Here is a 1,085-nt window from a genome sequence, read left to right on the forward strand (position 1 = left end):
CACGATGAAGTGTTCACCGTGCGGGTCAGCGATGGCCTAGGTGGCGTCGACACTCAGCTGGTGACCGTTACCGTCAGCGGCACTAACGACGCCGCCGTGCTATCCGCCGACATCGCCAACCTGACCGAGACCAATGCCCCACTGACCACCAACGGCACCCTGACCATCAGCGATGTCGACAGCGCCGCGACCTTCGTCACCCAGACCAATACCGCCGGCAGCTACGGCCAGTTCTCCATCGGCACCAATGGTGCCTGGAGCTATGTCGCCGACTCCGCCCACAACGAGTTCGTCGCTGGCAGCACCTACACCGACACCTTCGCGGTGAGCAGTGCCGACGGTACCCTCACCTCGGTCACCGTGCATATCCTCGGCAGTAACGACGCCGCCGTGCTGTCCTCGGCCAGCGTCACGCTGACCGAAACCAATGCCCCACTCACCACCGGCGGCAGTCTCACCGTTAGCGACATCGACAGCCCGGAAACCTTCCAGGCCCAATCCGGTACCGCCGGCGCCAACGGAACCTTCGCCATCGATGCCGCGGGTAACTGGAGCTATACCGCCAACTCGGCCTTCGACGCACTCAATGTCGGCGATAACCTGACCGACACCTTCACGGTACTCAGTACCGACGGCACCGCGACCTCGGTGGCCGTCACCATCAAAGGCAGTAACGACGCCGCCGTACTGTCCTCAGCCAGCGTCACGCTGACCGAAACCAATGCCCCGCTGACCACAGCTGGCACCCTCACCATCAGCGACGTCGACAGCCCGGAAACCTTCCAGGCCCAATCCGGTACCGCCGGTGCCAACGGAACCTTCACCATCGATGCCGCCGGCAACTGGAGCTATACCGCCAACTCGGCCTTCAACACACTCAATGTCGGCGACAGCCTGACCGACACCTTCACCGTACTCAGTGCCGACGGCACCGCGACTGCGGTGACAGTGACCATCAACGGCAGCAACGACTCGCCAACAATCACCTCCAACGGCGGTGGTACGACGGCTTCGGTCAGCGTGGCGGAGAACACCTCGGTGGTCACGACGGTGACAGCGACCGACGCTGATCTTCCGGCACAAAC

General features: G+C 63.3%; 1 protein-coding gene. It reads left to right on the top strand.

Annotation, left to right across the window (positions count from 1 at the left end):
- Positions 1-1,085: VCBS domain-containing protein (locus PMI30_RS23930; RefSeq protein WP_008006942.1), on the top strand; the 1,085-nt coding region annotated here is incomplete at both ends.

Origin of the sequence: Pseudomonas sp. GM50 (assembly GCF_000282375.1) — a bacterium.
Lineage (GTDB): Bacteria > Pseudomonadota > Gammaproteobacteria > Pseudomonadales > Pseudomonadaceae > Aquipseudomonas.